Annotated in this window: 23 protein-coding genes; 12 read left to right on the forward strand and 11 right to left on the reverse strand. The window is 45.6% G+C overall.

Annotated elements, in window-relative coordinates; translation table 11 throughout:
* Positions 1–123 precede the first annotated feature (123 nt).
* Positions 124–969: an EcsC family protein gene (locus V6W81_RS05690; protein ID WP_338542008.1), complete on the forward strand. Its 846-nt coding sequence runs from the start codon at positions 124–126 to the stop codon at positions 967–969.
* 502 nt (positions 970–1471) lie between these two features.
* Here V6W81_RS05690 and V6W81_RS05695 read toward each other — a convergent pair.
* Complete coding sequence (locus V6W81_RS05695) at positions 1472–2746, reverse strand: MFS transporter (RefSeq protein WP_430701087.1); 1275 nt, start codon at positions 2744–2746, stop codon at positions 1472–1474.
* A gap of 397 nt (positions 2747–3143) precedes the next feature.
* Here V6W81_RS05695 and V6W81_RS05700 point away from each other — a divergent pair, with 397 nt between their 5' ends.
* Positions 3144–3347 carry a hypothetical protein gene (locus V6W81_RS05700; protein WP_338542009.1) on the forward strand — a complete coding sequence of 68 codons (204 nt, stop codon included), beginning with the start codon at positions 3144–3146 and terminating at the stop codon, positions 3345–3347.
* A 210-nt stretch (positions 3348–3557) separates the two neighbouring features.
* Here the strand turns inward: V6W81_RS05700 and queF are convergent, their stop codons facing one another.
* The 6 genes from queF to V6W81_RS05730 all read right to left on the reverse strand — a co-directional run bounded on the left by queF (position 3558) and on the right by V6W81_RS05730 (position 7727).
* The gene (gene queF / locus V6W81_RS05705) at positions 3558–4049 is read right to left on the reverse strand and encodes a preQ(1) synthase (protein ID WP_128100638.1); all 492 of its coding nucleotides are present in this window, start codon (positions 4047–4049) and stop codon (positions 3558–3560) included.
* Between the two features lie 151 nt (positions 4050–4200).
* Complete coding sequence (gene queE / locus V6W81_RS05710; protein ID WP_338542010.1) at positions 4201–4950, reverse strand: 7-carboxy-7-deazaguanine synthase QueE; 750 nt, start codon at positions 4948–4950, stop codon at positions 4201–4203.
* Positions 4943–5434, reverse strand: coding sequence for a 6-carboxytetrahydropterin synthase QueD (queD, locus tag V6W81_RS05715; RefSeq protein ID WP_145051123.1), 492 nt, complete (start codon positions 5432–5434; stop codon positions 4943–4945). Before queD ends, queE begins: the two co-directional genes overlap by 8 nt.
* Positions 5431–6111: a 7-cyano-7-deazaguanine synthase QueC gene (gene queC / locus V6W81_RS05720; RefSeq protein WP_056694411.1), complete on the reverse strand. Its 681-nt coding sequence runs from the start codon at positions 6109–6111 to the stop codon at positions 5431–5433. The genes queD and queC overlap by 4 nt, the downstream gene beginning before the upstream one ends.
* A 434-nt stretch (positions 6112–6545) precedes the next feature.
* Positions 6546–7250, reverse strand: coding sequence for an AIM24 family protein (locus V6W81_RS05725; protein ID WP_307214619.1), 705 nt, complete (start codon positions 7248–7250; stop codon positions 6546–6548).
* 21 nt (positions 7251–7271) lie between these two features.
* Positions 7272–7727 carry a hypothetical protein gene (locus tag V6W81_RS05730; protein ID WP_056694116.1) on the reverse strand — a complete coding sequence of 152 codons (456 nt, stop codon included), beginning with the start codon at positions 7725–7727 and terminating at the stop codon, positions 7272–7274.
* Positions 7728–8045: 318 nt separating this feature from the next.
* On the opposite strand from V6W81_RS05730, the gene V6W81_RS05735 reads away from it, so the two are divergent.
* The 3 genes from V6W81_RS05735 to V6W81_RS05745 all read left to right on the forward strand — a co-directional run bounded on the left by V6W81_RS05735 (position 8046) and on the right by V6W81_RS05745 (position 10328).
* Positions 8046–8213: a hypothetical protein gene (locus tag V6W81_RS05735; RefSeq protein ID WP_186381026.1), complete on the forward strand. Its 168-nt coding sequence runs from the start codon at positions 8046–8048 to the stop codon at positions 8211–8213.
* Positions 8214–8431: 218 nt separating this feature from the next.
* Complete coding sequence (locus V6W81_RS05740; protein ID WP_145051114.1) at positions 8432–9136, forward strand: hypothetical protein; 705 nt, start codon at positions 8432–8434, stop codon at positions 9134–9136.
* Positions 9137–9353: 217 nt separating this feature from the next.
* Positions 9354–10328 carry a helix-turn-helix transcriptional regulator gene (locus V6W81_RS05745; RefSeq protein WP_145051111.1) on the forward strand — a complete coding sequence of 325 codons (975 nt, stop codon included), beginning with the start codon at positions 9354–9356 and terminating at the stop codon, positions 10326–10328.
* Positions 10329–10524: 196 nt separating this feature from the next.
* Here the strand turns inward: V6W81_RS05745 and V6W81_RS05750 are convergent, their stop codons facing one another.
* A complete protein-coding gene (locus V6W81_RS05750) occupies positions 10525–11193 on the reverse strand; it encodes a 3'-5' exonuclease (protein WP_338542015.1) in 669 nt (222 codons plus the stop codon).
* Between the two features lie 382 nt (positions 11194–11575).
* Here V6W81_RS05750 and V6W81_RS05755 point away from each other — a divergent pair, with 382 nt between their 5' ends.
* Positions 11576–13525 carry an FAD-dependent oxidoreductase gene (locus V6W81_RS05755; protein ID WP_338542017.1) on the forward strand — a complete coding sequence of 650 codons (1950 nt, stop codon included), beginning with the start codon at positions 11576–11578 and terminating at the stop codon, positions 13523–13525.
* A gap of 438 nt (positions 13526–13963) precedes the next feature.
* Positions 13964–15736 (forward strand): proline--tRNA ligase, encoded by a 1773-nt coding sequence (locus V6W81_RS05760; RefSeq protein ID WP_338542018.1) that lies wholly within the window; start codon positions 13964–13966, stop codon positions 15734–15736.
* Positions 15737–16392: 656 nt separating this feature from the next.
* Here the strand turns inward: V6W81_RS05760 and V6W81_RS05765 are convergent.
* The 3 genes from V6W81_RS05765 to V6W81_RS05775 form a co-directional block, all read right to left on the reverse strand.
* The gene (locus V6W81_RS05765) at positions 16393–18189 is read right to left on the reverse strand and encodes a 5'-nucleotidase C-terminal domain-containing protein (RefSeq protein ID WP_338542019.1); all 1797 of its coding nucleotides are present in this window, start codon (positions 18187–18189) and stop codon (positions 16393–16395) included.
* A gap of 179 nt (positions 18190–18368) precedes the next feature.
* A complete protein-coding gene (locus V6W81_RS05770; protein WP_239290276.1) occupies positions 18369–18785 on the reverse strand; it encodes an ImmA/IrrE family metallo-endopeptidase in 417 nt (138 codons plus the stop codon).
* 43 nt (positions 18786–18828) lie between these two features.
* Complete coding sequence (locus V6W81_RS05775; RefSeq protein WP_145051093.1) at positions 18829–19275, reverse strand: helix-turn-helix domain-containing protein; 447 nt, start codon at positions 19273–19275, stop codon at positions 18829–18831.
* Positions 19276–19880: 605 nt separating this feature from the next.
* On the opposite strand from V6W81_RS05775, the gene V6W81_RS05780 reads away from it, so the two are divergent.
* From V6W81_RS05780 to V6W81_RS05800, 5 genes are all read left to right on the forward strand, one after another.
* A complete protein-coding gene (locus tag V6W81_RS05780; RefSeq protein WP_145051278.1) occupies positions 19881–20363 on the forward strand; it encodes an ArpU family phage packaging/lysis transcriptional regulator in 483 nt (160 codons plus the stop codon).
* 131 nt (positions 20364–20494) lie between these two features.
* Complete coding sequence (locus tag V6W81_RS05785; protein ID WP_338542020.1) at positions 20495–22165, forward strand: GAF domain-containing sensor histidine kinase; 1671 nt, start codon at positions 20495–20497, stop codon at positions 22163–22165.
* 20 nt (positions 22166–22185) lie between these two features.
* Positions 22186–22920 carry a response regulator gene (locus V6W81_RS05790; protein ID WP_145051087.1) on the forward strand — a complete coding sequence of 245 codons (735 nt, stop codon included), beginning with the start codon at positions 22186–22188 and terminating at the stop codon, positions 22918–22920.
* 169 nt (positions 22921–23089) lie between these two features.
* Positions 23090–23653, forward strand: a complete 564-nt coding sequence (locus tag V6W81_RS05795) for an NADPH-dependent FMN reductase (RefSeq protein WP_310139657.1) — start codon at positions 23090–23092, stop codon at positions 23651–23653.
* A gap of 32 nt (positions 23654–23685) precedes the next feature.
* The gene (locus V6W81_RS05800) at positions 23686–24141 is read left to right on the forward strand and encodes a VOC family protein (RefSeq protein WP_338542022.1); all 456 of its coding nucleotides are present in this window, start codon (positions 23686–23688) and stop codon (positions 24139–24141) included.
* Positions 24142–24263 lie beyond the last annotated feature (122 nt).

Here is a 24263-nt window from a genome sequence, read left to right on the forward strand (position 1 = left end):
ACATAACGCATGAATTGAATCCGTTCTTGCACCTTTCACGTATACAACGTATAGATGAAGTTAATATGTAAATAGAACAGCTCTTGCTATAGTTCGTTTGATATCATGCTAGGAGGACAATATATGGATTCGCGTGAAACTTTAGATCAGGAACTACAACTGATTCATACATGGGAGAAAGAGCAGAAGGACTTGTTCATTTGGGACAAGATCGGTCGTCTGCCATTTGCTATGCTGGATAAAGTTATGCCTAAGGCATTGAAAGATAAGATTGGAAATTCGCTCAATGAAGTAGGACAGTATGTACAGCATGGTGGTAAATTTCTTGTTCAGAAGAAGAAGGTGGCGAAGCTGCTACAGGAGGAAGCTCAGCGAACAGGTCATTCGATGTTAGGTCATACGAATCGTCTCGAACGGGAAGCTGAGGAAGAGAGCACAGCGAAAATTCACAGTGTAGAGAACCTGCCACTTGAAGTATTGGATCGTGTAGCTGACAACATCGCTGAGAGTCGTACCAAGTTTGCAGCAGCACAAGGAGCGGCAACAGGCATTGGTGGAATCGTGACGATTGCAGCGGACATTCCAATGGTGATGGGACTTTCTTTGAAAGTGTTACAGGAGATGGCGCTATGTTACGGTTATGATCCGGATGAGCCACAGGAGCGCATTTTCATTGTGAAGTGTCTGCAATTTACATCGGCGGATATCGTAGGCAAGAAGGCAATCATTGATGAATTGGCAGACTACGAGAATCCTGATAAACAGGTTGAGGTAATGTCGCAAATGCAAGGGTGGCGAGAGGTGTTTGACTCCTATCGTGAGTCCTTTGGATGGAAAAAGCTATTTCAACTCATTCCGATTGCAGGTATGATCTTTGGTTCAGTGAGCAATAAAAACACAATTCGGGATGTAGCTGAGACGGGTAAAATGCTGTACAAAAAACGGCTGATTCTGCACCGTTTGAAGTAAAATGCTTAGAAGGACTGCTAAAACGCTTGATTGTCGGCTCTCGGTGTCCCACCTTATAAACAAGAGGGTCAGCCCACATGTAGAGTACGAGAAACAGACATGAGAGAAGGGAAGGAATAAAGTAAAGTAAAGATAAGGGTTCCTGCCAGACTGTAAATACAGCATTGGCGAGAACCCTTTTGTTGTGGTTGAACTAAATAGCACAGATCTAAGGATTCTAACGAATCCATTAGACGCTATTCAGGAATATTGTGCTCATTCGAAATTCTAACGAATCTCAGACGCTTTATTTTACAAAATGAACACCGTTCTGAAGGATAATCGCTCCAGTATTCGTAAATAACGACGCTCAGATTCGTTAGATTGGGAATTCGACGATAATTGTGAATATAAGAATGGTCAGGTTCGTTAAAGCACGGACAGACGGATTTAGACGCTCAGGCAGCCATATCTAAGTCCAAGCAAGCACCAGCCCGCTCGCATCATACCGTTTGCACTTTCCTTACTCTTCGCTACCGTTCTCATCTGCCCAACGCTTCAGCAGTTGATCTGAAGGAAGCAGGAAGGTCAATATTCCGAGTAGTGGCAAGAAGCTACACACCTGCATCACAGGTGATACGCCGAACACATCAATCCAGTTGCCCAGTACGAGCGCGCCTAGACCGCCCATACCGAACGCTAGACCCGTGATCAGACCAGAGACGGTACCGATTTTGCCGGGGATCAGCATCTGTGCGTACACGACAGTAACCGAGAAACTCGATAACATGATGAAGCCGATGATGGTTAACAGTACACCCGTCCAGAACAGATTAGCATATGGCAGTAACAACGTTAATGGAGCCGCACATGCCATGGATAGGAAAATAAGATTGCGTTTGCCGAATCGGTCGGCAAGTGGCCCTCCGAAGAAAGTTCCCAGTGCTCCTGCTGCTAGGAATAGGAAAATATAAATTTGTGCGTCAGGTGTAGAAAGGTTGAAGCTTTCTATGAGATTAAAGGTATAGAAACTGCCGATAGCTGCGATATATAGGGAGCGGACAAAAACAAGCAAGATCAGAATTGTAATCGCTGCAGCGATTTTCTTACGTAATGCCGGGTTAGGAACTCGGCGTGCTGCCGCTTGTTTGCGTAGATAACTACCTGATCTCAGCATCCGTTCGTACCAACGTGCAATGTAGATCTGTACGGCAATACCTGCTGCTGCAATACCTGTGAATCCAATAGCGCCGAAGAGACCAAACGGAATGAAGATCCAACGGGTGAGCAGTGGAGCCAGGGATTGTCCTGCATTGCCTCCAACTTGAAAGATCGATTGTGCCAGACCACGCCGTGCGCCGGCGGCCATATGAGATACTCGAGAGCCTTCGGGATGGAAGGCAGCCGAACCGAGCCCGACAAAAATAACAGAAATAAGAACGGCCATATAGCTGTCAGCAAAGGCTAACAGGAGCATCCCTGTAAATGTAAAGCCCATACCGATCGGTAGAATAGAAGGTGTTGGCTTCTTATCGGCAAACCATCCAATGACAGGCTGCATAATGGAAGCGGTGAAATTAATGGCGAAGGAAATCCAGCCAATCTGCGTGTAGGTGAGATGCATGGAATCCTTCAAAATCGGGAAGATTGCTGGAATAACCGACTGAATGGAATCGTTGAATAGATGCACCAGACTGATGGCGATTAATATCCGGTATACGGTGCGTTGAGCATCCAATCCGGAGGTTGCCTGAGGCCCTGCTGATGCGTCTTTGGGTAAAGAGGTTTGCATGGACATGTTCATGTTCTCCTTTGGTCGCGGTCACGAGGGATCAGCGCCTTTTGATGTGATTTAAGCATATTGTTACATAATAGGATAGATTTAATAGGTGGGCAAGGGGAACAAAGAAATCGTTTAGGCCGTTTCTACCTTTATTCTCGAAAAGGATGAAGGATTGAAATATGGGGTTGGATACGAAGAATTCATTTCGAATTTTGCAATGCCTTGTGGTAGGGGGAAGATGCTTAATTTGTTATTGATTACCTTCTATAGTGAGCTGCTTCATATATAGTAGAAAAGTACCCTTTTATCCTATTTACCTTCAAAAAGGGGTTAGCTTCAGGTAACGTAAAGTAGTCGAGTGTAATGCAGATCCAACGGCACTATTCCAAAAATGCTGGGAGGATGAATCGATATGAAGCAGTTGAGCCCCTATGTTCTTGCCAGGCGAAATGTCGTGATGACTATTATCTATATGGCCGTGGCCACTTTTTTTGCGATATATGTGGCACCTCAATCTTTGACTTTTGCGATCGTACTTTTTGTCACTTATCAACTGTTTAATGTCTTTATGTTACGGCACTATATTCGAAAGATGAAACATTTGAAGGAAGAATGAGCTATCCAAATGTGAAGTAACTCCTTGTGCACGCAGATGTGGCGACTGAAAAAGAAACTGGATAGGCCGAGAGAATGGGAAATCTTCATAATCTAAAAAGTAAACCATCCTCTAAATGTCTCGAAAAGCCCAAAAAATCCGAAAAACCTAAAAACACAAAAAAGCCGAGCTCCTCAATCATTGAAGAACTCGGCTTTTGATGTTTTACCATTAACGATTATCAATTGTCTCTGGATACATATCATGGTTCATCATACGGTGGTCGGCCATTTGCTCATATTTCGTTCCCGGTTTACCGTAGTTGGTGTACGGGTCGATGGAAATACCACCGCGTGGTGTAAATTTACCCCATACCTCAATGTAGCGCGGATCCATGAGCTTGATCAGATCGTTCATGATGATGTTCACGCAATCCTCGTGGAAATCTCCATGATTGCGGAAGCTGAACAGATACAGCTTGAGAGACTTGCTCTCGACCATTTTGATATCAGGAATGTAGCTGATATAGATTGTCGCAAAATCCGGTTGACCCGTGATAGGACACAGGCTAGTGAACTCCGGGCAGTTGAATTTAACAAAATAATCGCGGTACGGATGCTTGTTATCGAAGTTTTCTAGAATTCCTGGATCGTATTCGAATGTATATTTTACGTTCTGGTTACCCAGTAGCGTGATATCTTGCATTTCATCAGGTTGTCTCATCGGTTTATAACGCTCCTTATTTCCGTCAAAGCCCGTAGCCTTGCGGTATATCTTAACAGACGAATTTCGCTGTACAACTCAATTGATATAGAATGATTACGACGGAGTCCGTTATTACATCATGCCGCCCATTACACCCATTGCATCCAGCTTAGACGCCGCGCTTGTTCCCCCATACCAATGTATGAAGCTGAGGAAGCACACGGACGTTATTCAGATCATCGGAGGCACTGACTTGGTCAATCAGCCACTCATAACGAGTGAGCAGGGAGGCCGCAAGGTCAGGCGTATCCATCGATGTCACATTCGGATTACCTGTCTGCAAAAATAAATCGGTTCCCGGATAACGTGCATGCACACGCCGGGCATAGTTCAGGTCTGTTTCGTCGAAAATGACGATTTTTAGACTATGACTTCGGTCTGGGGAAACTGCGGCAAGCCTCGCGATCACATCATCCAGCACGTCCCAATCTGTATCCATGCCAGAACTTGGCGGCTTAGGTGAGACGGTGACTTCGTCGATGTCTGCCAGCCATGGCTGCCAGCGAGATCCTTGCGTCTCTACGGCTGTACGGATGTCATGCTCACGCAATAGATTAACTAAGCCATCCAGCGAAGCGAGCAGAGCAGGATTACCGCCAGAGATGGTGACATGGGAGAAGCGAGATCCGCCAACGCGGCGCAATTCCTCCCATATCTGCTCAGCTGTCATCTTCTGAATCTGATCTTTGCCGGTGCCGTCCCAGGTGAAAGCAGAGTCACACCAGGAGCAACGGTAATCACAGCCAGCGGTGCGGACAAACATCGTTTTCTGCCCGATGACCATACCCTCCCCCTGAACGGTAGGGCCGAATATTTCCATGACAGGAATGCGCATAGCTTGACTAGGAATGCTACTCATCGATCATCCACTCCCGTCTCGCTTCGGCATAGCTGGTGGGTGTCTCATAAAGTCTTACAAACTCCGTACGTCCGCCTTCAGTGAGTGCCGCATATGGCTCCGTCTGAAGCGCGTGTTCCATTTGTTCGAACAGCCATACGACCATATTTTCCGCCGTTGTGTTCATCAGAGGCAGTGTTTCATTAAGGTACTGGTGATCCAGATAACCTTCGATTTTTGTTTTCCATATATCTTTAATATGTCCAAAATCAACCGTCAGCCCGGTTTCACCCGGATAACCGCTGATGCCGAAAATAACTTTATACGTATGACCGTGCAAGTTCTTGCACTTACCTTCATAACAGTGCAGATGATGTGCCGCGTCAAAAGTAAACTCCTTGCTGACCAGTACACGTTTGCGATGATATCTTAGCTGTGTTGGCAGGATATCCTCGTCAATCCGCTGCAAACGTTCAACAATACGGAATGTTCCAGGCTCTCTCATCGCACATCCACTCCCGTATGACCTATTGCTGTACGTTGCTCTACGTACTGATCCAATCCGGCTTTGCGCAATTTACATGCAGGGCATTCTCCGCAGCCATCCCCAATCACGCCGTTATAACAAGTGAGTGTGCGCTCGCGTACATATTCAAAGGCACCCAGATCATCTGCCATTTTCCAAGTTTGGGCTTTGTCCAGCCACATCAAAGGCGTGTGAATTACGAACGGATAATCCATCGACAGGTTAAGAGTGACATTCATTGATTTAACAAATGAGTCGCGGCAATCCGGATATCCGCTAAAATCGGTTTCACATACACCTGTGACGAGATGACGTGCGCCTTTTTGTTTGGCAAGAATAGCGGCGAAGCTAAGGAACAGCAGGTTACGTCCATCCACAAAAGTGCTGGGCAGCTCGCCTTCATTATGTGTAATTTCTACATCATTACGAGTTAATGCGTTAGGGGCAAGCTGGTTGAGCAGGCTCATATCTAGCACAGTCTGCTGCACACCGAGATCCTTAGCAATAGCAGAGGCACATTCAATCTCCAGCTTGTGGCGCTGTCCGTAATCAAACGTAACCACCTCAACTTCAGCAAATTGCTGTTTGGCCCAGAACAAACAAGTTGTACTGTCCTGACCGCCGCTGAAAACAACGACTGCTTTTTCTTCGTTCAACATAAAAAAACCTCTCCATCTTCTTAAGATCACGCCATGCACTTAGGCATAGGGTGTCGGAAGAACAGAGAAGTCCATGAACTAACATCCATCAAAAAACACACCTTCTTGCAAATCGCTTCAAAAAAAGCGGATTTCCAATCCAGTGTCCTTAGTTTTTTACGTACATGCTGTTTGTGTCATCAACACAAAGTATTGAACTGCTGTACAACAGGTGCATAACACGGTGTCCACATGTTCAATTCAATGTACGCAAGACTGTGCTGACCCAATGGGTCTAAGTCTTGTAGAGGGAGTTCGCGAACCTCTCCCATGCCAGACGGCATGGATTTTCTTCTTCAAATGTCTGATCCATTATAACACGAAACCGCCTGGTGGCTACCTCACTTCAATAAAGTGGCATAAGTCTCCAGACGGTTTGGTCGTGAAATGCATTATTTAATTAAAACGTTCCCGAAGGGGATCACTTCTTTCAAGATTCGCTTGAACAGACCTTCATCGTTCACATCCCTTTCCAGTCGGCTATTCTCACGTCCTGCTTGAAATAGAACCGAGCCGTGTCCAGTCATTTTCCAGTGATAATTCATATGCTGACTCGCCAGATGGTTCCCATATACGGTGAGTTCCAAGTGTGCATTCTCAGGGTAGGCGATAATGCTGCCCGCGTCGACATAGAGCGGGGCGGTGGGATGTAGCTCCTGTTGGCATACTTGGCCTTGAGTTAACAGTCCGATCTTGCCTTTTCCCGAAAACTTCATTTTGACCGCATCTTGGGTGATGAGCATATTTTTGATTTTCTGAATTTTGGTATGCATGGTGACGCCATCGGAGTAAAAAAAGAGATGTCTGAAGTCGTATAACAGATCACTCTCTTCATCCAGCTCGACCTCTTTCATCGTAAAACCGGGAGGGAGCGCAGCTACAAACTGGCATGGACCAGAGATTTCCGATTTGATCAGTTTCTTTTTGCGGACAATGCCTGAAATGTTCATAAACTTATCATTACGGCTGTTACTAGAGCCACGAAATGCAACAATCTGCTGTGGATGCAAAATATGAAGCCGGTCGTCCTGAACAAGCGAGAAGGTAACGACTTGTCCAGCGCCACCAGCTTCAACGGTATTGAGGTGTATGTGCATGCGGCTGCTCCTGTTCTCGTTTTAGATTCGGCCTGAGCGACGACGCATTCCCAAACGCATAAGGCGAATCAAAATAAAGTAACCCAATATAAGAGCAACGATGGTAATAATCATCGTCTGAATTCGTTTGGCAGTCGTATTTTTGGCATTTTGATCGTCTTGCAATTGGCTGACCATTTCAGTCAGTTTTTGGTTTTGTGCGATTAACTGATCATTCTGAGCTTTGAAGGCTTCGACGTTCGCCTGGGCTTGTCCCAACTGGGCGGAAGTTTCATTGAGCTTGTTTAACGTCTCTTGATAGCTTTGCTGTAGGGCATTCACTTCTCCTGGAAGTTCAGCTACCCGTTCCCATCCGCTGTATATATCTGAAAATATATTGGCATTTGCTGCATGTACTGTAGAAGTTAACGAGGCAGTAAACAAAATGCATGTGGTGAATAACACCCGAATTAGAGCATGATGAATCGATTTTGGCATTCATGACACCTTCTTTCGATGTGGTAGATTCGTCAGACGATTTATGTCTTTATTTGTTTCATTTAATGAAAGCATGGCTCTTACATTATACGTCAAAAGTAGCGCAATGGGTTCAGGCTGTCCACATTTTTTGCAAGTAATATTTAGTTTCGTTCACAAAGTGTCAGGGTAATAGAACGATAAGGAAGCACACGAACAGGTCTGACTTATAAATATTACCCCAGTTCCGGGAGCTTACTCTTCACAAAGACGAAAAATATAATGAAAATAATATATCCGATTTCGGAAGAAGATCGTATACAAAAGGAGTAGAAAAATATGCATACTACAGAACGTGGAGCACCAACCAAAACAATTATGATTACAGTCAATGGCGAGCCTATTGGACGCAAACTAATTATTGATAGTGTGACGTACGCACCCGTTGCCGAAACAGAATGGAATGAATCAATACCTCAAATTTTAAATAATTCATCGGCATTGTGAGTTAGGTCTTGCCAAGAATAACCCCTTGAAAAGCATGGCAATTTGCCAGGCTTTTTTGTCGTTTAGTGTCGTAATTAGACGGATTAAGAAGGAATAAACCATCTATAATTATTTTTGTGTAAATTTTATATGCGAACATATGTTCCGTGACAATATAGTGTCCATTCACCCTGATAACTTAGAAGATAATACATAAAAATCGGGGGGGAGACGACGTAGTGAACTCAGTCTTTGAAGTATGTTATTCGTGGAACAAAGAGGCCATACCGACGGGAGGAGCCGACCCCGTGTATATGATGATTGAATGGCGCAACGGTTCCCCTGCCAAAAGACTCAGGAAGTTAGCACCTAAAATTGTGTCTAGAGACTTGGAATTATTGCTCAAACCGGAATATGGAATCGAGCTTAAAGGCATTTACGGATGCCGCTCCAAAGAGACAGATATCGGTTGGGTGCTCCGACTTGGAGATGTCTATAAAGGCGAGAGTAAACAGATCTTACTCGAATTTGCGATGGGATCCAGATTATCAGGCAAAGCTTCTGTATGTTCAGCCTATTGGAGTACACGCAAACTGAAACAGAGCCAGCGAGTGTTGCTCCGAAGAGAACAGTTGTACATTCAATATACGAGTCATTTGGGTATGTTGAGGCAACCGGAGGATCCGAAGGTCGAAAAGACCATTAAGCTTAGTGAGACAGTACCGTTGATTAAACAAGCTCTACGAGCTTATGAAAGAGGGCGTGTACAAGAAGGAAGTAATCTACTGCGACGACATGCGGATGCCCTGCTGATTGAAGCAGCCCGCAAACAAGATTTGGATTATTATGAAGAGGCCGAAATGGTGGAGAAACTGCGCTATCACTATGGAATTACGTATGCTAATCCTTACCAAGTTCGTGGAAAAACGATGTTAGGCGAGTAGGGAGAAAGAACCATTCATAACGTGATACCAATAACTGTTTCTACATAGATTTTAAAGGTGAAGTTAAGAAATAAGTCGAATTTACTATGAATGTGATAATGGATATTGCAAGAAAACAGAAATGGTAAATAAGTTCAATCAAGCAATGTCCATCATCATAAAAATGGATGGAGTTGTCACAAATTTATTGAAACAACATCGTGGAGGATCCGGCAAAATGACAGACCGACTGATCCGATTAATGCGCATTATCACGCTTGTGCAGGCCAAACCTGGAATTCTGGCTCGTGAGCTAGCTGAGCGGTGTGAGACAACGGAAAGAACGATATACCGTGATATGGAGGCTCTCAGTGCAATGCATATTCCGATTGCGAATATGGGACATGGCCGAGGGTATATGTTTATCAGCCAATTTGCGATGTATCCCCTGAACTGGTCAGATGATGAGGCGGCAGCCTTTATGCATTTGGCTGAGGTTATGGAACATATCCGCCCGTTGTTGAAGCCAGCTTTTGAGAGTGCATATGAGAAGGTCATCGCTTCAAGTCAGAAAAATAAGACGGAGCGGGTGGAATGGTCGGAGCACATTAGTGGGTTGTTTAAAGTTGGGCTACCCGTCTGGCAAAATGAAAATTCCGATATGATGAATAGTACACTGGTCACCCTTCTTGAAGCTAGTATTTCTCAGAACACGATTGAAGCAGAGTACCTCACCGAGGGGAAAAAGATCGTCATTCAAATTGATCCGTATAGTCTAGTTCCTCGAGAGTACAGATTTGATCTGCTCGCTTATTGCCATCAATCAGAGAAGCTGAGGAGATTTCAAGTGGGTCGTATACAGAACATACGGATTTTGCCTCGCACATTCCGCAAAGATGACTTCCTATTACAGAACTATTTCCGAACCCCAAGGGATGGTAAAGCTACCGAGTGGATTGCGTTTAAAATCCGATTTTTTCCGAATGCCGTAGAGCATGTGATGCAGCAACAATATTTAGTACGTCCTCTGCTGACGAGCGAGCCTGGGGGCACGCTATTATTCGAAGTGATTTTGAGTGATGACCAAGAGTTATTAACATGGTTAACCCAGTATGGCCCCAATGCAGAAATTCTTGAACCCAAAGAGTATCGAAACCGAATGAAGGAATGCCTAGAGCGCTGGCAGCAAGTTTACAAACAAGCCCCTACCTAGGGTGTGTCTCAAAACTCGCTGAAGAACATCGTTCACTGCCTTTTCGCCCCTTGCTATGTCAGTTTCCTTGGATGTGCTCCGGCACGCCTGCGGAAAACTTCCTGGCTTGGAACGAAAATTCGGCAAAATCTGCTTCGTTTGGAGTTTTAAGATTCGCCCTAATAAGCATCCCTTGCGTTGGTCATGCAAGTGTAGATTATTCTTTGCTCTTAAAGAGATGAGCCAAGTTTCCAAAAGGTGACTCGTGATCATCATCCATACTACTGGAATAGACCACCTTGGATGTGATTCCTTCATCATCTGCGGCGCAATTCGTCTCAAGATTAAAACTCTCAAATTGATGAATGAATACTTTGGCTGTGTTGATCGCATCATCAAGTGCTCTGTGCTGCGTACCATCGAATTCAATCCCGCATAGTTCAAGTGCCTGAGCAAGTCCAAGCTGACGGAACTTACCTTCTTTGCGTACAGTGCGTGACCATTGCTGCTGTAAATCGTTATGATTCGTGATCCATGCTACATCGAGCTGGTGTGTCCGGCAATGAGAAATTAGCTTGCTGCGATCATCCGGTCCCCATGAGCACATGTAGTATGGGGCGTTACCCATCCATGCAATGAAGTTTCGTATCGCTTCCGGAAAAAGCGGGGCTGCATCAATGTCTTTTTGTGTAATGCCTGTGAATTGAATTGTATCGGTAGAGAGTACCGATTTGTTAGAAGGACGAACATAGGTATGGAACGTGTCGGAAACGATCAGACCGTCCTCACCTTCTGTGACTTTTACTGCACCGATATCAATAATTTCGGAAGAGTAGCGAGCATTGCGACTTACGGTAAATTCGAGATCATAAATGATATATGGCATGGGATGAACTCCTTTGTGAAATGTACATGTATAACTTAGCGAATGAACGAACGGATTGTTATTTCTCTATATTACAGGTAAGCATCCAACATGTCAGCCACTAAGGCACATTTCATAGCAGAGGGAAGACGAGTTTGGAGTTCAGAATACGAAGGCAGATAGTCTGTCGTTTTGAGAGCGCATGACCCTTTACATTGGAAAAAGCGAACTTTATAATGGGTAAAGTTAGGGGAAAGTTCCAAGTTTTTGTTATAAGCATGTTCAAGTGGATAGACCGTTTGAGCATACAAGATCGATGTATAATTAACATTTCCTGACATGGCACACGCCATTGGGAAATGTTTTTTTTATGACATCAGATTACATATGGGGGTTAGGTTAGGTGGGGAAAAGTAAAAAGGGAAGAGTAGCGCTTATTGTCGCGGCTGTCTTTATCGTTGCATGCAGTGCTGCTTATGGGGCGTTCTATATCTGGAATAAGAACTATAAGTTCAACAATAATTATGTCTGGCAACCGTTGGAGGCTGTGCAATCGACGACAGAACTCGCTGATTCTTACGATGTTATTGTCGCGGGAACCGATCCGGAAGGCATCACTGCAGCCTTATCAGCGGCTCGTAACGGGATGACCGTATTGCTCACGGAAGCGCGTCACCGGAAGATGCTTGGGGGATTAATGACAGAGGGTGGATTGAATACGCTTGATCTGAACTACTCTCCTGATCAACCACAATGGTTAAGCAGTTTGAGGCAGGCTGACTTTTTGAACAAAGGTATTTTTCAAGAATGGTTTGATCAGATTGAGGGAAGTTCATTTGATACCCATACTGCTGCGAACGTTTTCTACCAAATGATTCGTTCCGAGCCCAACATTGATCTGTTGATGCATGTGAAGCATATGGAACCTGTGACCGAATCTGCTTCGGGTGACCAGAGGAACATTACAGGAATGGACATCACAACGGAGGAAGGGACGACTGTACATATTGCGACGCGTTCGATCATTGATGCGACCCAAGATGCAGATATCGCCGCAGCTGCTGGAGCGCCTTATTCCATAGGCAGACAGGACATTGGAGACGGCAAGTCTAAGATGGTATCCACCCTCGTCTTTAAGCTAAGTGGGGTCACAGATGACGTATGGCAGAAGTTCAGGGACAGAGAAGGAACAGGTGTGGATAAAATGAGTGCCTGGGGTTACGGAGATGCGCGTAACTATGAATCAACCAATCCAGACCGTGTGAAAATTCGTAGCTTGAACATCGGCAGACAGAATGACGACACCATTTTGATTAACACGATGCAGATCTTTGGAGTCGATCCGTTAGATCCAGCCTCTGTGCAGGAGGGTCTCCGGATAGGTAGGGAAGAGGCTCCGAGGATTGTAGACTATTTGCAGAAAAATTACCCCGAATTCGCAGGTCTTCAGTATGAGGGGACTGCCGATGAACTTTATGTCAGAGAATCACGCCATATCTATGGCGAATATCGGTTGACGCTCGCTGATCTGATGGAAAACCGGGATCACTGGGATGCTATCGCCTACGGCTCTTACGACATTGATATCCAAAGCACAAGTGCCGGACTGCCAGGTACAATTATGATGAGTCCGATTCAGTATGGGGTGCCTTTTCGTGCATTGGTGCCTTTGAACGTAGATGGTCTGTTGGTTGTTGGACGAGCTGCGAGCTATGACACCATTCCTCACGGAAGCGCGAGAGTTGTGCCATTAGGAATGGCAACAGGGGAAGCTGCCGGAGCAGCGGTCAAGCTGGCCGAACTGCATCAGGAAACGTTCCGCGAGCTGTCTGCTTCACAAGAACGTGCAACCGAACTACGTACCATACTGGAGAAGCAAGGGATGGATTTATCGATGCAACCATTCGAGCAACCCGACTATATGAAGCATAAGGATTACCGAGGTTTATTAGCTGCCGCAAGTATGTACATGACCTCTGGTAACTATAATAATGATGGATGGGACTTGGATGTTGCCATGAATCCCGAGCGCTTCTTGAGTAAATTAAAGCGGATGCAGGCGATGTTCCCGAGCAGTTACCCGGGACAAGCTACTGAAGCTATCGCAAACATAACTAATCCGGCTTCCATGCCGCTATCACTCAATCAAGCTGCATACATGATATGGCTAATGATCGAGCCTGTTGGAGCGTCCATATCGCCTGAGCAAGCTATAGCTGAATTGCAGCGGGAAAATCTCATCAGTGCTGCTACGCTGGATGGGATTGCAGACCAAAACGAGCTCACGAATGGAGATGCATACATGCTTCTTCGTGATGTAGTCGAATATCATTCAGGTAAGGTATTTGAATGAGATATAAGAATGCCCTAGTTGACAATTTTGGAGTAATGAACTAATGTGATCAAAAATGGTAACAGCGATCAACAAGGACATGATTACGACGGTTGGCTTCAACAGAGAGAGAACCAATGGTGTGAGGTTTTCGTTGCTGCTTCGTAATTCCCGCCTTGCTAGCTGCGGAGGAGAAGGTCGATGACTGCAACTTCCGCCGGATGAGCCCGTTATGCTCTGAAGGATTGCATGACTGCTACTCGTCCTTAGGTGCGAGCAGCGTTGGCTTGTTCAGCATGCTCAAGTTCAAGAGAACTTTGGCAAGGTAATCTGGCTGAATTCATGCAGTTAAATAAGGGTGGTACCACGACACATTCGTCCCTTGACGGATGTGTCTTTTTGCTGTTTATCCAATGATTATGTTGTACGTCAGATGACAAAAAGAAGAGGTGTATCCACATGCGACAAAGTGAAATTCTAATCCCTACATTACGGGAAGCGCCAGCCGAGGCAGACGCAGCAGGACATCGCTGGTTGCTGCGCTCCGGCATGATTCGCCAACTAGCATCGGGGATCTATAGCTATCTGCCAATGGGGCGACGTGTTCTGTTAAATGTTGAACGTATCGTTCGCGAAGAGATGGATCGTGCGGGATGTCAGGAAGTATTGTTGCCGATTATGCAGCCTGCCGAGCTCTGGGAAGAGTCCGGAAGATATGACCAGTATGGGCCGGAGCTTATGCGCTTGAAGGATCGTCATGCGCGAGAGTTTGCACTCGGGCCAACTCATGAAGAAGTGGTGACTGCACTGGTACGTGATGAGGTCAACTCTTACCGGAAGTTGCCATTCACGTTATATCAGATCGGAACGAAATTCAGAGATGAACGCAGACCGAGGTTTGGTTTGTTGCGTGGTCGGGAATTTGTGATGAAGGACGCGTACTCCTTCGCTTCCAATTGGGAAGAGCTAGACCAGACGTACCAGGCGATGAATACGGCATATTCACGCATTCTGGAGCGCTGTGGCTTGAACTATATGCGCGTTGAAGCGGATGCAGGAACGATTGGGGGACAGGGAGCGACACATGAGTTTATGGCGCTTGCCGATGTGGGTGAGGACACCATTGTCTCCTGTGAGAAGTGTGGCTATGCAGCCAATCTGGAGAAGGCAGGGTACCAAGCTTCCAACTTGAATTCTTCAGGTGAAAAAGGTACAACGAGTCTGGCTAGCTCCGAATTAAATCGCGATCTTCAGCCAGATTCTAATTCAGGTGCAACGTGGACTCGAATAGAAACACCGGGCATTCGTACGATAGACGAATTAAGCTCCTTCTTGAACATTGGGGCAGAAGCGATCATCAAAACATTGATATATCAGGCGGATGATAAGTTGGTTGCGGTACTTGTTCGTGGGGATCATGAAGTCAACGATATTGCATTAAAGCAGGTATTAGGTGTGGAAGAACTGGATTTAGCTGATGAGGCTGCGCTCGCAGGCCATCCTGAATTGGCAGTAGGTTTCCTAGGTCCCATTGGATTGAACATACCTCTAGTTGTGGATCGGGATGTGGTTGGAATGGAAGCAGCGATTACAGGAGGTAATGAGGCAGATATACATCTCTCAGGAGTGCGTCCAGGTAGAGACTTCCCTGTGAGCCGTGTCGAATCCGTTCGTTTTGCAACAGAAGGTGATGGGTGCCCTTCATGCGGAGAACCGCTTTCGTTTACGAAGGGAATCGAGGTGGGGCATATTTTCAAATTAGGAACGAAGTATAGTGATGCTATGGGCGCGTCATTCTTAGATCGTAACGGTCGTCAATCCGCACCTGTAATGGGATGTTATGGTATCGGTGTATCACGCTTAATGGCGGCGGTAGCTGAACAACATGCAGGCGAGGACGGTATACAGTGGCCTGCGTCTATTGCTCCTTACGATGTACATCTCATCACGCTGAGTTGGAAGGATGAACAGCAACAGAAGCTGACGCTTGAGTTGGAACAACAGCTTATGGACGCCGGATACAGCGTATTATTGGATGATCGAGATGAACGACCTGGCGTCAAATTCAAGGATGCAGAGCTGATTGGATTACCTGTGCAGATCGTCATTGGAAGAGGTGCGGCTGAGGGACAGGTTGAACTGGGATCACATGTGCTTGCGATATCCGGGGATTCTAAACGGATCAGTATGGCCGCACAAGAGGCTGTAGATCTTGTGAAGGAACAGCTATGATCTTGTAGCCACCATGTGCGTAGATATAGGTCCAGTTATTATGCGGTAAGCAGAAATTCAGTTGCGATGGCACCTATAAGCCGAAAAAAGAGGGCTAGAGTCATAGAAAAGAATTTAAAATTTTGCATATTGTCATCCGTAAACACTATATTTTTGTATGTTGTATTCTGTATACAACAGGTTTGTGTTAAAGGAAGCAACTAGCGAAGTTTTTTCTAGGAGTGACTGTGCAAATACGCAACATCTAAATGCAAGAATGAACAATCGAAAATACAAGAAAGCCTATGGTAATGGTAATTTTGGGGATATTTACTATAGTTCACTGCGGTAAATGAAGGAAGAGCTTTTTGCCCAGTGTACTGCTGAAGATGTGTTTTTCGCACGGAGTTTGGAAAATGAAGCAGGTAGACTCAGGGTAAGATTGCTAAGTAAGAAGGTGAGCGTGGTAAACATAGTGGTGCCATCCATATTGCCGATTCGTTCCATATACTAATTCTTGAGTCTGCCCAAATAACATAAGAGAAAGGGTGTTCCTTAAGCCGCTAACGGCTAATGGAACACCCTTTTTCTGTTAAGACTATCGTTCAATTCACTAGCTTAGGTTACACTCACATGCAACGCTAATCCTGTTTGCACGCTCTTGCTCTGGAAGCAGATTAAGAAGCGGCTGGCAGTTTCAGTGATTGACCTGGATAAATCCAGTGTGGGTTTTTGATTTTGTTCAGCTTTTGCAAAGCTTGCCATGTAGTGCCATATTGTTTGGAGATGGAGTACAAGGTATCTCCCGATTTAACAACATGCACTTTAGCTGGTGCTGGCTTGCTTGGTGTAGGTTTGGAAGGTGCTTCTGGTTTAGGTGTTTCTGGTTTTGGTGTAACCGGAGCTGGTGTTTCTGTTACTGGAGCTTCTGGTTCAGCTGCAGGCAATGCAGCTTCTTTGATCCGACCATCAGTTTTGATATCTACAGCGCCGAGTTGTTGCATGTATTCAATCAATGCTTCATCCAATGCACCGTACATGCCAGTTGTTGGGTATTTCGCGAACATTGTGTATTCGTCACCACCAACAGCTGTAAAGTCATTTGTAGCCAGTGTATACGTAGCTTCTGGATCCAGTGCTTGATCTCCAACCATCACGGAATGCACGCGGTTTCCTTTGTCTTGGGAAGGATCAATGCTGAATGTGATACCAGATACTTGCGGGAAACCACCACTTGGTTCAGGGTAGGAGCCTACGCCATTTTCAAGAGCAGCTACAACATCGGAACCCTTCACATCAATCGTTACAACCTGGTTACCAAAAGGAAGAACGGTAATAACGTCACCTTTAGTTACTACTCCTGTTTCAATGGAAGCACGAATGCCGCCACCATTTGTCAGCGCAATATCTGCACCACTTACGTCACGAATAGCATCTGCAAGCAGGTCGCCAAGGTTTGTTTCCCCTGCACGAACTTGTTCACGCTTACCGTCCAGCAGAACAGCTGTGTTAGCTACTTCTTCTTTCAGGATTGGTTCTTGTTCTTTCTGAATGGAGTTCACCAAAGTGGCAACTTTCTCATTGGGTTTAATATCTTTTGCTGCTGCTTCATCAATCAATGCAGCTTGTTTTTTCGTTACTTTACCAGCATCTACCCACAGGTCAATAACCCCTACGTAGTTCGTATATTCCCCTGCACTAGCAATCAGTGTTCCATGATCGGAAACCAGACCATCTTGCAGTACAGTGTGGCTGTGACCATCGATGAATACATCAATGCCAGGCACTTCTTTCACTACTTTGAGACTCGTATCTGTACTGGATGCATCTTGTCCAAGATGTCCCAATACAACGACAACATCTACTTTGCTGCGAATTTCATTCACAAGCACTTTAGCTTCCGCAGTAGGATCTGTGATATCAAGACCTTCTACATTTTTCGGATTCGTTTTGTACATCGTTTCCGGTGTGGACAGCGCAATAATACCGATTTTCACGCCATCCACTTCTTGGATGAGGTACGGTTCAAATAGACGAGTGCCGTCTTTCTTCTTCACGTTACCACTAATCATAGGGAAGTTCATCATGTCCGCAAGCTCAAGTAGGCGTTCGGAGCCGTAATTGAATTCGTGGTTACCAGGTACGATTGCTTGGTAGCCCATTTCGTTCATGACTTTGACGATGCTCTCACCGTTAACCAGTGTGGCAAACGTTGTGCCGTGTACAGCATCTCCAGCATCAAGCAGGAGGGTATTTGGGTTTTCGCTACGGTATTTGTCCGCAATTCCAGCTACTTTAGCAAAACCCATCGCAGGTGAGGATTCAACTGCGCGTGCATGTGTATCATTCGTATGTAGAATGGTAATGTGCTTGCCTGTGCCCGGAGTGGTATCCGCAGCCGCAGCCATGCCTACACTGCCAAACAGCAAACAGACCGTTAGCAGAAGTGAAACGTAATTCTTCCAGATTTTCATATGAATCCGAAACCTCCCAAAATAGTAATCTACTTGAGCGTGTATAGCTCATTTGCTATTTTAGCAGACAATGATTAGGAAATCTCGCGATTTACGTAAAAATAGGTAACCTATAAGTGACATCATATTGTATGGATGCAAAAAGAAAATAAATTTTAACAACGAAGGAACGTATGTTCTTAGTTGGGGTAAAAAAAATGCTGCACTTCACGAGGCAGTCCTGTTCGTAAGCAATATTTTTCAAGTGATTCATCGGGCTCTGGAGTTACCCCTGAGGTTAAGAGCTGAATGGCAAAAAGATTCGCCTGTCTTTCCAGCTTGCCAGGTGCAAAATAGGAGTGCTCCTCTAGAAAGAAACGGTTGATGCCTTTATGCAATCGGTCATGCCCCAGTTCATGAGCGCACACAAAACGTTGCCATTCTGGAGCCAGGTCATTGTGAATCACAATAAATCTGCGTCGCAGCTTACGAAAATACAAACCTTTGGTAGACTTTCCGAGATTGGTGAATCGGATGTGTATTCCAAGGGCTCTCGCAATGCTGAAAGGGCAGTTGGTCCGGTGTTTTCGAATCAGCTTTGTTACAATGTCATCCATATCATCTCACCCGCTGCTTCAATTTGGTTCACCCTGTATTGCTTCATTTATTCTCATCTGGATCCGTTGTTTTCTTGCGTTTGTTCATCTGCTTAGCTTCCCAGAATAGTCCTGTTAGAACATCCTTAATACGCTTCTTGTCCTCGTCATCCAGCGGTATGCCATCAAACATGAGATCATCCTCATCCTCCAGCATTTTCTTAAAGTCTCGACGATCCTTATAGGTTGCCCACTCAGGTGTGACTAGTGCATCCGTTGTGGTATTCATTTCTTCCATATAACCAGCTTGCTTCATCATCTCTGCATAAGGAACGGAGAGGGCATCTGCCAATTTGCGAATAGTTGCCGGTTTGGGAACACCGCGCACCCCATTCTCAATGCGTGAAATCTGCGAGTTACTAATTCCTGCGGAATCTGCTAGCTGATTGATACTATAGCCTTGCAACTCTCGCAGTTGTTTGAGGTAAGATCCAAAAGCATGCTCCACAATTCATGCCACTCCTTCGATTAGTCTATCGTAGTCTACATCTATGTAAGTTCAACTAATGAATATTTACACTTGCCACTCCGATGACAGAATAACCTTCCGATCGCTGTTATCCCCAGATTTTTTTTGATTCCCTTTTCTTTAAAGGGAAAATCCGGCGATAAAGGCGAGCGCTTCGCTTCTTCACGTTATTTCTGTCTTCTCCGTTCTCGTGTAAAAAGTTTAGTTGAACTTATATAACTCGTAGAAGACGACTTGGATGGAACTCGTTCATTATTTGTACTATATCGTATATATACCATTAGGTAAAGAGATTTGAAACAATTATGCCAAAAGGTAAAGAGAATGAGAGAGTGAGTTTTATTATTCGCCCAAAATGACCCAAAATGAGGGTTTACTCCAATCTCCAGAAAGTGGTATCCTCGAATAGAAATACGAACAATATACGAACAAAATGTAAATTGATGATAACTGATGTCTATTAAAAATACCATCGTTTTTGGTCTATTCAAGCTCGAACGGATTCCAAAAGGCAACAAAGGAACATGAGCTATATGAAGCTCTAGCACAGAAAACAAAATGTTCAGTATATAAGGAGGAGAATGATGATGGAATTATTGTTACCCGAATTGGATCGCCGAAAAACACAGACTGCGGTTGAAGCTGCTCTGGAGAAGTATCGCATATACAAAACCATTGCGTTTGAAGAACGAGAAGTGATGGTGACTGCGAGCTATGCAGAACGCTTCCATGGTGCAACGAATGTAACCGGAGATTCAACGGCTCGAACAGCAATTTATAATGTGGATGTCCAGCGAGCGCGCCAAGCCTATTGTGATACGATTGATTTTATTGTCTCTCGTCTTAGTGAGAAAGAGCGTCTGCTTGTGTGCGAACGTTATTTGAAGGATGAAGATGTGTTCGATTATAAAGTATATAACCACGTGTTCGACCCTCCTGTAAGTAAGGATACGTATACGAAGATTCGAACGCGTGCCTTCTATAAGTTGGCTCTTGCTTTATCCGATCGAGGGTTAATTAATGTAGAGCCGTTATCGGCAACACGCAAGGAACGTAAGAAGCTGGGGTAAGGGCAGCGAACTTCATCCTTTAATATCCATGCTTGATTGGATACAATAATGAACAATACGAGGTTTAGTTAATGTGCGTGTTCAACAAGGGCAGTCGGACTTTTTGAACACTCTTAAAGGAGAGAATCTGCATGTCTGAAGAAGGTAGGATGCAGGAGATGTACACCCTGAAGACGATTGCGGAGACGCTGAATACCTCGAACGACCTGAGTACGATGCTGGATACCGTTATAGGCAAGTTATTGGGTCTTACGGGGCTGACAACAGGATGGCTATTTCTGATTGGGGAACGCGGAGAATATTCGTTCATGGCAGACTATAATTTGCCACCTGCACTTCAGCGTCAAGAGAAGCAACCGATGCGATGTGGCACGTGTTGGTGTCTGAATCGCTTCTGGGATGGACGACTGGACAATGCTGTTAATGTTCTTAACTGCAAACGACTTGAGGATGCGCGTGAATATCAATGGGGAGATACCTACGATATCACCCATCATGCAACGGTACCTCTGCGATCTGGTGAGAAGATGTTAGGGCTGCTCAATGTAGCTGCCCCGAACAAAGAGCACTTTAGTGAAAGTGAACTGGCACTATTACAAGCAGTAGCTTATCAGATCGGCAGTGCGATTGAGCGAATGCGGTTATATCGTGCTGAGCAGAGGCGAGCAGATCTATTTACGAAGCTAGGCGGATTCAGCAGTGCGTTAGGACTCGCGGTGAATGAGTGTAAGCATTTGGATTCGCTGGCCGAGACAACGGTTAGTCTGCTAGGACAACATTATGATTGGCCATTTGCGGCATTGCTGAAACTCAGAGAGGATCGTTTGGTTGTTCAGGCTGCACATGTTGTGGGAGCCTTGCAGCAACGATCATTATATGAAGATTTTCCTTCGGATGGACTGAACGGTCTACAGCGTGCCATTGAACTTCATCGCGTTACGAAATTATCCGCCTCAGAGGTTCAAGAGATAGCTACAAGCAGTGCACGGGTGTTACCTGTACCTGTTCTATCTTCAGGCCTCGCCGTCCCCATTCTGAGTATTATTCCGGGAGAGGTTGGTGTATTAGTCGTTGGTTATGCTCGATCCAGCATTCTCCCTCAGGCGGATCATGAGGTTCTTGAGGCAATTGCTGAACACATTACTGCGTCGTGGGAAAGCTTGAAACTTGCTGAACAACGGCGTGAGTTGGCTCGATTGGAAGAACGGAATCGCTTGGCACGGGATCTGCATGATTCGGTCAACCAGATTCTATTTTCTTTGTCCTTGACGGCGAAGGGAGCTGAGAGCATGATGTTGGGTTCTGCAGAGCTTGAGCCTATTCGAGAGGCAATGAAGGACGTTCGTTCTCTCTCACAAGAAGCGCTGAAGGAAATGCGAGCACTGATTATGCAGCTGCGACCGGCCGGCTTAGAGAAGGGGCTAATGAGTGCATTGCAGGAATATGGTGCAGGACAGGGACTGCAGGTGGTTGTCCAGCGTTCTGGTATGGGGAGCCTGCCCCGAAGTGTTGAAGACGGGCTATGGCGAATCGGACAGGAAGCCCTTAATAATGTACGTAAGCATGCTGGTGTAGACGCGGCTGAGATCATCCTACATTTGAGTGATCGTGAGGTAACATTAAGCGTAACCGATCGTGGGAAAGGTGGAGCCAAGCGGCGCGGAGCTTTGTCCACTCGCTCTCTCGGATTATCGATTATGAAGGAACGTGCTCAAGCGTTGGGAGGCCGATTGGAACTTGTGAGCTCCGCTCGCAAAGGAACAATGGTAACGGTGGTCGTCCCGCTTACGTCTGAACGGTAGAGAATTAAGGAGGAGAAGAGATGCCGATTAGGATTTTGCTTGCGGATGACCATGCGATGGTCAGGCGTGGGCTTCATGTTTTTCTATCCACACAGTCCGATATGGTTGTCGTTGGCGAGGCATCTGATGGACAGGAAGCGTTGCAACAAGCAGCAGAGCTGGAGCCGGACGTGGTGTTAATGGATCTGCATATGCCTGTACTTGATGGAATAGAAACAGCTAGACAGCTTCGAGTGCTTACGCCTAATATTCGAATCATTGTGCTCACATCGTTCTCAGACCAGGATCATGTTGTACCTGCTGTACGTGCTGGGGTCAAAGGATATTTGTTAAAAGACATCGAACCAGAGGATCTGGCGGTGGCGATCCGCAATGTACATGCAGGTCAGGTGGAGCTTCATCCGGCGGCGGCCGGTCAACTCATGCATGTCATGGCTTCTGCTGAACTATCTATGAATGAACAGCAGTTATCGTTGAAGCAGACAGAGCAAAAGTCTGTACAAGAGCAACGCCAGGATAAAGAAAAGGATAAGGAAGCCCAAGCATCCGCACAGGAACTTGATACGCTGACCCGTCGTGAACGGGAGGTGCTGGGGCTTATCGCTCAGGGGTTGAGTAATAAAGAAATTGCAGCCCAGCTAGTCATTACTGAGAAAACAGTAAAAACACATGTTAGTCATCTATTGGATAAATTAGGGCTATCGGATCGTACCCAAGCTGCGATCCATGCGGTCCGCAAAGGATGGGTGGTCTGAGCATCATAACCATGCCTCAGTCCAAAGTCGTAGAAACTCAGCCGAAAGGTTGAGTTTTTTGGTGCTGGAAGTTAAGCCTTTCTGCTGACGCATCTAAGGGTGAAGAAAGATATGCTAGTAATACATAAGACGGGAACTTGAAACGAAATAAAAAAAGGAGCGTGACCCAATGAAGTTTATTGTTGTGGCAGGAAGTAACCGTAAAAATGCGACCAGTACACGTCTGGGAGAATATGTGATTCAAGCTATTCATGGTCAAGGACATGAAGCGAGCCTGTTCGATTTATATCAAACACCGGTTCCTTTCTACGCGGCGGATGAGAAACTCGACGATGATCTACATTTGGCTGATCTGAAGGCTCGAGTGCTCGCGGCAGACGCCATTATTTTAGCTACGCCAGAGTACCATGGAAGCATAAGCGGTGTGCTCAAAAATGCACTGGATCACCTAGGTCAATCCTATTTCAGCGGGAAGCCTGTGTTGTCCATTAGCTCATCGGGAGGTGCTGTAGGCGTAAGTGCGCTACTACAGTTACAAGCGATTGTGCGGAATATGCATGGGATCAATGCATCGGAGTGGATTTCTATTGGCGGAGCACAGCGTAGAAGATTCGAGGCAACATACGATGGATACGAGGAATATGAAGGAAGTCAAGATATTGAAGAACGGATTCAACGTGTACTTGGTTCATTTTTGCATCTAGCAGAGGCCATCACGTCTGCACGTAAATAATAAATAAAACTTGATAGAGAGGGGGATGCCGCATGATTAAAGGTATATTTGAGACCCATCTGAATGTAACAGATCTGGAGAGATCTCATCATTTTTACGAACAGGTCGTAGGTCTGGAACATGCATATGGACAGCCCGAGCGAGGGAACTCCTTTTACTGGGTCGGTGGTAGAGGAAACGCAATGTTGGGACTTTGGCAAAAGGAACCTGCTAACGTTCAGCGGCAGCATTTTGCTTTTCATGTGTCCTTAGAGGATATGAAACAAGCTGTCCCTTATCTGGAGGCTAAGGGTATTACGACGCGTAATTTCTTAGATGATGACATTGGCGGATTGTACGTGTTTGGCTGGATGCCTGCTGTGTCGGTGTATTTCACCGATCCAGATGGGCACTCGCTTGAATTCATATCCATGCTGCCAGACGAAGCGAAGCCTGAGCTGGGCATGGTACCGTGGAGTACGTGGGAACGCATGCATGGACGCATGTAGATCCTCATTTGATATAAACCACAGGAATCTGGGTGACGGGGGATCGAAAGATTGTTCTGTCATCACAGTGACCAGTGTAAATAGGGTTTAGTTTAATTTATATAGTTATATCTTATGGGCGT

The organism is Paenibacillus tundrae (genome assembly GCF_036884255.1).
Classification (GTDB): domain Bacteria; phylum Bacillota; class Bacilli; order Paenibacillales; family Paenibacillaceae; genus Paenibacillus.